Source organism: Pseudomonas sp. PS01270, from assembly GCF_029959775.1.
GTDB classification, from domain to species: domain Bacteria; phylum Pseudomonadota; class Gammaproteobacteria; order Pseudomonadales; family Pseudomonadaceae; genus Aquipseudomonas; species Aquipseudomonas atacamensis.
Genome location: NZ_JASCPT010000178.1, coordinates 1 through 8443, shown reverse-complemented (window position 1 = coordinate 8443; position 8443 = coordinate 1). Strand labels below are relative to the sequence as shown.

Genomic DNA, 8443 nt, shown 5'->3' with positions numbered 1-8443 from the left:
CCTGTGGCGAGGGGATTTATCCCCGTTGGACTGCTAAGCAGGCCCAAATCTGACCAAGCTGTACACAACATGGGGCCGCTCCGCGACCCAACGGGGATAAATCCCCTCGCCACACAACCACATTTCACAGAAGATTTTTGTCAGGGCTGGGGGAGGCGCTCGAGGCCGACGAACGGGCAGGCGGCCAGCAGGTCTGTCAGCGTGCGGCCATCGGCGAGACGCAGATCCTGCGGTGCCAGTTCAGCGAGGGGATAAAGAACGAACGCCCGCTCCTGAATCTGGTAATGCGGGACCTTCAGCCGTGGCTCATCGATCAGGCGATCGCCGAACAGCAGAATATCCAGATCCAGCGTGCGAGGCCCCCAGCGCTCAAGACGCTCGCGGCCCTGAGCGTTTTCGATCGCTTGCAAGGCGTCGAGCAGCTCGATCGGTGCGAGCGAACTGTCGAGGGCGGCGACGGCATTGGTGTAACGCGGCTGGCCCGGCAGCAGCGAATCGCTTTGATAAAAGGCTGAGACGCCGGCAAGACTCGTCTGCGGCAATTGCCCCAGCGCCGCGATGGCGCTGCGCAACTGGTCGGCCGGGTCAGCGAGGTTGCTGCCCAGGCCGATGTAGATGCGTTCCATCGCTTACTCGCCCGTCGCGCTCGAAGCACCGGCGCGCTTGCGCTTGGAACCGCCGCTGCGGCGACGTTTGCGCGGTGCGCCGCTGGCATCGTCACCCTTGCCGCTGAGATCGCGGATCATGTCGCGACGCTCGCTGTCATTGGCGTCCTGATAATCGGTCCACCATTCGCCGAGGCCATCGGTTTCCTCGCCGGCGCTTTCACGCAGCAGGAGGAAATCGTAACCGGCACGGAAGCGCGGGTTGTCCAGCAACAGATCGGCGCGTTTGCCACTGCGCCGTGGCAGGCGTTCCTGCATGTCCCAGATTTCGCGGATCGGCATGGTGAAGCGCTTCGGAATTGCGATGCGCTGGCACTGTTCGGCGATCAGCTCATGAGCCGCTTCCTGCATCGCCGGAATTGGCGGCATGCCGCGTTCCTGCAGACGCAATACTCGCGCCGGCAGCGCCGGCCAGAGCAGGGCGGCAAAGAGGAACGCCGGGGTCACCGGTTTGTTCTGCTTGATGCGTAGATCGGTGTTGGTCAGCGCTTCGCTGATCAGCGTGTGGGTGTATTCCGGGTTGTATTCCAGCGCCTCGGCACTGGCCGGGAACAGTGGCGCGAACAGTTGCAGGTCGACCAGCATTTCGAAGGTGATCGCGCCGTGCCCGGAGAGGAACAGCTTGAGTACTTCTTCGAACAGCCGCGCCGACGGAATCTCGCGCAGCATCGGCGCCAGCTCACGGATCGGCTGCACGGTGTGCTTCTCGATGCCGAAGTTGAGCTTGGCGGCGAAACGCACGGCCCGCAGCATGCGCACCGGGTCTTCCTGGTAACGCTGCTTGGGGTCGCCGATCAGGCGGATCAGGTGATTGCGGATGTCGTGCACGCCATTGGCGTAATCGAGAATGCGCTCACTGACCGGATCGTAATACAGGGCGTTGATGGTGAAGTCGCGGCGTTGCGCGTCTTCTTCCAGCGTACCGTAGACGTTGTCGCGCAGAATCCGCCCGCTCTCGTTGCGCGAAGACTGGTTGCTGTCTTCGTCGTCTTCGTTGACCGGGTGATTGGCGCGGAAGGTCGCGACTTCAATGATTTCGCGACCGAAATGGATGTGCACCAGCTTGAACCGGCGGCCAATGATCCGCGCATTGCGGAATTCGGCACGCACCTGCTCGGGGGTGGCGCTGGTGGCGACGTCGAAGTCCTTGGGCGTGATGCCCAACAGCATGTCACGCACGCAACCACCGACCAGATAAGCCTGGTAACCGGCACCTTGCAGGCGTTCGACGATATTCACCGCATAGCGGCTGAACTGCGTTTTCTGCAGCGAATGTTGGCCGCTGTTGAGCACTTCAGGGGTGCTGCGGATGTGTTGCGTACGACGCACGGGAGTTCGGAATGACTGGAACAGCTTCTTCAGCATGGGATGCACTGTTTGAAGGAATGTTCGGCCATACCAAAAGAATGACCGCATGATGGGCGCAGATTCTAGCATTTAGTCGGGGGATGGTGTAGGACGCAGCAGATTTGAGCTGCAAGCCGCAAGCTGCAAGGGTCGAACGCGGGAAAGCAGGGGAATTTCACGGAGGGGAGAAACTACAAGGGGAGCCGAAGCTCCCCAAGAAGTAGTTGCGTGCTCTTTTTATTATTGATTCGGGCTTCTTGTTTTTGTTGAGTGCCCTCGCCACGAAGTGTTTCCTTCGTGACCCTCCCAATCGGGAGCCAAGAGCAAACGGATTGCTTTGGTCGCTGAATTGCAGTGATCTGTCGATCCAACCAGTACAGGCTCTGTCTTAGGACAGTTTTTGTTGTTCTCGGCCTGGTCGTGGGGCAAGCCCCAAATACAACGCCTCTCCAAAAGAATCAGTTAGCTGCGCCTCTCGCCGTCTTGTTTTTATTGTGCGTGAATCGATTCGTCTTATTTTTATTGTCTTGTGCATTGCTTGTTATTGTTCTTGTACCAAACATATAGCAGGGTGCGTGCCAACTTTTGTCGCGCCCAGTAAAACAAGGGGTTAGGTCGATATAACCGTCTTGCAGGGGCGAAAAAAAGCCGGGGTTTCGTTACCGATAACCCCGGCTTCTGTTACGTGAATCGACTGCGGTAACAGTTTTTTCACATTGTCATGCGTTACCCGCGCACGCGGTGGGTAACGCTCAGCTCTCGCTGGCGACCCCGGTCTTGCGCCGTGGAATGCCCAGACGCTGGCGGCGTTCCCACAGGCATTTGCGGCTGACGCCGAGTTTGCGTGCCAGTTCGGTCTCGGTCATGTGGTCCTGATGCTCGAGGACGAAATGCTGGAAATAGTCTTCCAGCGACAGATCCTCGGTCGGCTCATGGCTGCTGTTGCTGGCGTTACCGCCGGTTTGCGGCGGCAGACCGATGAACTCGTCGTCTTCCAGATCGCTCAGCTCGATGTCGATGCCCAGCAGGTCGGCCGAGATCTCCGGGCTTTCGCTGAGAATCACCGCGCGCTCGACAGCGTTTTCCAGCTCACGCACGTTACCCGGCCAGGAATAGTGCCGGATCGCCTGTTCGGCATCGGCGGCGAATTTCAGGTCGGTGCGATTGATCCGCGCGCTCTGGCGAGCGAGGAAGGCATTGGCGATTTCGTTGACGTCGGCGCCACGCTCGCGCAGCGGCGGCAGCTTCAGGGCAATCACGTGCAGACGGTAATAAAGGTCTTCACGGAACTGGCCGATTTTCGCCAGGCTCTTCAGATCGCGGTGAGTTGCAGCGATCAGGCGCACATCGACTTTCTGTGACTGCACCGAACCTACGCGGCGAATTTCGCCCTCCTGCAGAACCCGCAGCAAGCGAGCCTGGGCTTCGAGGGGCAGTTCGCCGATCTCATCGAGAAACAGGGTGCCGCCGTCCGCCGCTTCGACCAGACCGGCGCGACCGGCGCTGGCGCCGGTGAACGCGCCTTTCTCGTGGCCGAACAGTTCTGATTCGATCAGGCTTTCCGGAATCGCCGCGCAGTTCACCGAGATCATCGGCGCCTTCGCGCGTTTCGACAGATTGTGCAGGGCGCGGGCCACCAGCTCTTTACCGGTGCCGGACTCACCCTGAATCAATACGTTGGAATCGGTTGGCGCGACCTTGCGGATCTTGCTGTACAGGTCCTGCATCGGTGGGCAGGAGCCGATGATGCCAATTTCACCATTGCTGTTATCCACAGCAGCTTTGCCATTGCCGGCGGCAGGCTTGCTCGCCGTGGCTTCGCCGGCAGCCGGCACTGACTGGCGATCACGCAGGATCCGCGCAACCGCCTGGAGCATTTCATCGTGGTCGAACGGCTTGGCGATGTAATCGACCGCGCCCATTTTCATCGAGTCGACCGCCGAGCGCAGGCTGGCGTAACTGGTCATGATCAGCACCGGCGTGCCCTGGCCGAGCTTGATCAGCTCGGTGCCCGGAGCGCCCGGCAGGCGCAGGTCGCTGACGATCAGATCGAACGTAGGAATGGTGAAGCGTTCTTGTGCTTCCTGCACTGATCCGGCTTCGCTGACCTGGTACTGGTTGCGTTCCAGCAGGCGGCGCAAGGCGGAGCGGATAATGGTTTCGTCTTCGACGATCAAAATGTGCGGCATTGATTCGATACTCTCGACGGTCTCAGTTCACAGCGGACGTCGCTTCGACATGACGCGGTAAGGTCACCCGGATACGGGTGCCGCGTTGGCTTTGTACATCAGCCGGGCTGTCGATGGTGATTTGTCCATAATGCTCTTCAACGATGGAATAGACCAGTGCAAGGCCCAGACCGGTGCCTTCACCCGGATCCTTGGTGGTGAAGAAAGGTTCGAACAATCGGTCCATGATGCTCGACGGAATGCCACTGCCTTCGTCTTCGACGATCAGATCGACCGTGTGTTCGCCGGCTTCGCTCTTGACCCGTACCGCACTGTGCGGCGGCGAGGCGTCGCGGGCGTTGGAGAGCAGATTGATTAGCACCTGGGCAAGCCGTTGCGGGTCGCCTTCGACCCAATGGTCGGGATCGCACAGGTTGTAGAACTGCACTTCGAAATTGCGTCGGTTCAGCGCCAGCAGGCCGATGGCGTCCTGCGCGACTTCGGCCAGACACACTGGTTCGTCGTTGTGCTGATGACTGCCGGCATGGGCGAAGCTCATCAGCGACTGGACGATGCGCGAGACGCGTTTGGTCTGCTCAAGAATCTGCCCGCTGATTTCCGTCAGCTCGCCGTCGTCTTCACGCTCTTCGCGCAGGTTCTGCGCCAGGCAGGCGATGCCGGTGATCGGGTTGCCGATTTCGTGGGCCACCCCCGCTGCGAGTCGACCGATGCTGGCCAGCCGTTCGGAATGCACCAGTTTGTCTTCGAGCATCTGCGTTTCGGTCAAATCCTCGACCAGTAACACCAGACCACTGTTACCCGGGGCCAACGGCTCGTCGATCGCCGCTTTGTGCAGGTTCAGCCAGCGGGTCTGACCATCGAGGGCCAGATGCTGTTTGTGCAAATGCTCGTCGGGCAGGTTGATGAAGCCTTGCAGCAATTCTTTCCACGGGTTGGCGATAGTGCTCAGACGCGAACCGACCACTCGCTGCGCGGCGATGCCGGTCAGCTCTTCCATGGCCTTGTTCCACATCAGGATCTCCTGATCCTTGGCCAGCGAGCAGACGCCCATCGGCAGTTCCTGCAAGGTCTGGCGGTGGTAGCGGCGCAGGGCATCGAGCTCGGCGGCCAGGCCGGTGAGGCGCGAGTGATAATCCTCGAGACGGCTTTCAATGAAGTGGATGTCTTCGGTGACATAGTTTTCGCCGCCAGCCTTATAGGGCAGGAAGGTTTCCACCATATCCTGCGCAACGCTCGGGCCCATCAGGCCGGACAGGTTGGCCTCAATGCGGTCGCGCAACCGGCGCAAGGCATACGGCCGGCGTTCATCGAAGGGCAGATACAAGTCGCGCAGCGCTTGCTCGACTTCTTTCTGCGCAGCCTTGGCACCCAGCGGCTTGGCCAGTTGCGTGGCGAATTCCTGCGGCGAGGCGGCGTGCAGCTCGCGGCGTTGCGGGCGGCGCACGTTGTCCACCGCACAGGCTTCGGCGGCGCTGGCTTCTTCCGGGCTGGCGTTGGTGAACAGCGAGATCAAAGTGAACATCAGCACGTTGGCGGCCAGCGAGGCGATGGCCGCCATGTGCCAACTGGTGTCGTCGAGCACGTAGATCATGTTCAGCAGCGGGATATAGAAACCCTGCAGATTGCCGACCAGCGGCAGCAGCATGGTCACCACCCAGACCGTGATCCCCGCCAGCAGACCGGCAATGAAACCACGGCGGTTGGCGGTCGGCCAGTACAACACCGACAACACCCCAGGCAGAAATTGCAGGGTCGCAACAAACGCGACGATGCCGAGGTTGGCCAGATCCTGCTCGACGCCGAGCATCAGGTAGAAACCGAAACCGGCCATGATGATCGCCACGATCAGCGCCCGGCGGGTCCATTTCAGCCAGCGGTAGATATTGCCCTCGGCCGGCGGCTGATAGAGCGGCAGCACCAGATGGTTCAGCGCCATGCCCGACAAGGCCAGGGTGGTGACGATGATCAGGCCACTGGCGGCGGACAGGCCACCGACATAGGCGAGCAAAGCCAGCGGTTTGCTGTTGGCGGCAATGCCGATGCCGAGGGTGAAATATTCCGGGTCGGTGGTGGCGCCGAGTTTCAGCCCGGCCCAGAGAATCAGCGGTACGGCGAGACTCATCAACAGCAGAAACAACGGCAGGCCCCAACTGGCGCTGACCAGCGAGCGCGGATTGAGGTTTTCCGTAAAGGTCATGTGATACATGTGCGGCATCACGATCGCCGAGGCGAAGAACACCAGCAGCAGCGTGCGCCACGGACCTTCCTGCAACGGCGTGTGCAGGGCGGCGAGAGCGGTCTGGTTTTGCAGCAGCCACAGTTCGAGCTGTTGCGGGCCGTCGAACACGCCATACAGCGCGTACAGGCCAACGCCGCCGAGAGCGATCAGTTTGATGATCGATTCGAAGGCAATCGCAAAAACCAGCCCTTCATGTTTCTCGCGCGTAGCGATGTGCCGGGAACCGAAGAAAATCGTGAACAGAATGATCAGCGCACAGAACGCCAACGCCACGCGGCTCTGCACGCGTTCTCCGGTGAGAATGCCGATCGAGTCGGCCACGGCCTGAATCTGCAGGGCCAGCAACGGCAGCACGCCAATCAGCATGAAAATCGTGGTCAGCGCACCGGCCCAGGTGCTGCGAAAGCGGAAGGCAAACAGATCGGCCAGCGACGACAGTTGATAGGTGCGGGTGATCTTCAGGATCGGATAGAGCAGCACCGGCGCCAGCAGAAACGCACCGGACACGCCGAGATAACTGGACAGAAAGCCGTAACCGTACTGATAGGCCAGGCCCACCGTGCCGTAGAACGCCCAGGCGCTGGCGTAAACCCCCAGCGACAGGGTGTAGGTCAACGGGTGGCGAATGATCGCGCGCGGGATCATGCCCCGTTCGCTGACCCAGGCAACGCCGAACAGCGCCGCCAGGTACGCGGCGCTGATCAGGATCATCTGGGTCAGGCTAAAGCTCATCGGCATCTTTTTGGCTCTGCAGGATGAAGGTCACGACAATCAGGATCAGCCAGAGCAGATAAGGGCGATACCAGGCGCCCGTCGCGTCGATCCACCAGTCCATGATGGCGGGGGAGAACAGGTAGATCCCGACGACCAGAAGCAGGACCAAGCGATAGATGTACATCCCGGCCTCTCTTTTTTATGCGCGTGCCCGAAAACGTGCGGCGATGGTAACGGATGGGCGCGCGACTGCAAGTGTCGTCATTGCAGTTGCGCTTCGGGCAGGGTCAATGTGCGCGGGATCCGGTCGGCATCCCAATGCGCGCTGCCCCAGGCCAGCAGTTCGTGCGGCGAGGCGTGGGCCAGTTCGGTGCCGGGATTCTGCCCCAGCGCGCGCAAGGCCCGCAGCAGCAACGGCGTGGCCTGATCGGCTTCGAGCGGCGGCGAGCGGTAGGACTTGCCGAGTTTGTTGCCGTCCGGCTGAGTGATCAGCGGCAGGTGCAGATAGCGCGGCTGTTTCAGGCCGAGCAGTTCTTGCAGGTACAACTGACGCGGCGTCGAATCGAGCAGATCGGCGCCACGCACAATGTCGGTGATGCCTTGCCAAGCGTCGTCGAGCACCACCGCCAATTGATAAGCGTAGAGACCATCGCGCCGACGGATGACGAAGTCGCCGACGTCGCGGCCCAGGTGCTGGCGGTATTCGCCCTGCACGCGATCAATGAAGTGGTATTCCAGCTCCGGCACGCGCAGGCGGATCGCGGCGTCGTGCTGTTCATGCCCGGCATTGCGGCAAAACCCCGGATAAATCCCGTGATACGGCTCCAGTTGTTTGCGCGAGCAGGTGCAGGCGTAGGCCAGACCGTGATTGAACAGGCTGTCGAGCACTTCGGCATAAGCCGCGTGTCGATCGCTTTGGCGGACCATTTCGCCGTCCCATTCGAAACCGTAGCTTTCCAGCGCCTTGAGAATCGCCGCTTGCGCACCGGGCTCTTCGCGCGGCGGATCGAGATCTTCCATGCGCACCAGCCAGCTCCCACCGACGGAGCGGGCGTCGAGGTAAGACGCCAACGCAGCGACCAGCGAACCGAAGTGCAGGTGGCCACTGGGGGTGGGGGCGAAGCGGCCGATGTAGGCGGGGGATTTGGCAGTCATGGAGGCGATAAAGGCTATTCAGAATTTAAGCAGGTTACCCCTGTGGGAGCGAGCCTGCTCGCGAAAGCGCTGTGTCAGGCAATAATGAGCTGTCTGAAGGGACGCTTTAGCGAGCAGGCTCGCTGCCACAGAGG

General features: G+C 60.9%; 6 protein-coding genes. All 6 read right to left on the bottom strand.

Going from position 1 to position 8443, the window contains the following annotated elements; translation table 11 throughout:
- Positions 1 to 140: 140 nt before the first annotated feature.
- The 6 genes from folK to gluQRS all read right to left on the bottom strand — a co-directional run bounded on the left by folK (position 141) and on the right by gluQRS (position 8309).
- Positions 141 to 626 carry a 2-amino-4-hydroxy-6-hydroxymethyldihydropteridine diphosphokinase gene (gene folK, locus QMX86_RS26275; RefSeq protein WP_071173623.1) on the bottom strand — a complete coding sequence of 162 codons (486 nt, stop codon included), beginning with the start codon at positions 624 to 626 and terminating at the stop codon, positions 141 to 143.
- A gap of 3 nt (positions 627 to 629) precedes the next feature.
- Positions 630 to 2030 carry a polynucleotide adenylyltransferase PcnB gene (locus QMX86_RS26270; RefSeq protein WP_016773164.1) on the bottom strand — a complete coding sequence of 467 codons (1401 nt, stop codon included), beginning with the start codon at positions 2028 to 2030 and terminating at the stop codon, positions 630 to 632.
- Between the two features lie 734 nt (positions 2031 to 2764).
- Entirely contained in the window at positions 2765 to 4201 is a 1437-nt protein-coding gene (locus tag QMX86_RS26265) for a sigma-54 dependent transcriptional regulator (protein WP_071173622.1), read from the bottom strand.
- Positions 4202 to 4223: 22 nt separating this feature from the next.
- Positions 4224 to 7178 carry a sensor histidine kinase gene (locus QMX86_RS26260; RefSeq protein WP_024014332.1) on the bottom strand — a complete coding sequence of 985 codons (2955 nt, stop codon included), beginning with the start codon at positions 7176 to 7178 and terminating at the stop codon, positions 4224 to 4226.
- Positions 7162 to 7338, bottom strand: coding sequence for a hypothetical protein (locus QMX86_RS26255; protein ID WP_003176118.1), 177 nt, complete (start codon positions 7336 to 7338; stop codon positions 7162 to 7164). Before QMX86_RS26255 ends, QMX86_RS26260 begins: the two co-directional genes overlap by 17 nt.
- 77 nt (positions 7339 to 7415) lie before the next feature.
- Entirely contained in the window at positions 7416 to 8309 is an 894-nt protein-coding gene (gene gluQRS, locus QMX86_RS26250; protein ID WP_282387090.1) for a tRNA glutamyl-Q(34) synthetase GluQRS, read from the bottom strand.
- Positions 8310 to 8443 lie beyond the last annotated feature (134 nt).

Excerpts from the sequence above, each read along its gene's own strand:
- folK (WP_071173623.1), bottom strand. The coding sequence starts at position 626 with ATGGAACGCATCTACATCGGCCTGGGCAGCAACCTCGCTGACCCGGCC.
- QMX86_RS26270 (WP_016773164.1), bottom strand. The coding sequence starts at position 2,030 with ATGCTGAAGAAGCTGTTCCAGTCATTCCGAACTCCCGTGCGTCGTACG.
- QMX86_RS26265 (WP_071173622.1), bottom strand. The coding sequence starts at position 4,201 with ATGCCGCACATTTTGATCGTCGAAGACGAAACCATTATCCGCTCCGCC.
- QMX86_RS26260 (WP_024014332.1), bottom strand. The coding sequence starts at position 7,178 with ATGCCGATGAGCTTTAGCCTGACCCAGATGATCCTGATCAGCGCCGCG.
- QMX86_RS26255 (WP_003176118.1), bottom strand. The coding sequence starts at position 7,338 with ATGTACATCTATCGCTTGGTCCTGCTTCTGGTCGTCGGGATCTACCTG.
- gluQRS (WP_282387090.1), bottom strand. The coding sequence starts at position 8,309 with ATGACTGCCAAATCCCCCGCCTACATCGGCCGCTTCGCCCCCACCCCC.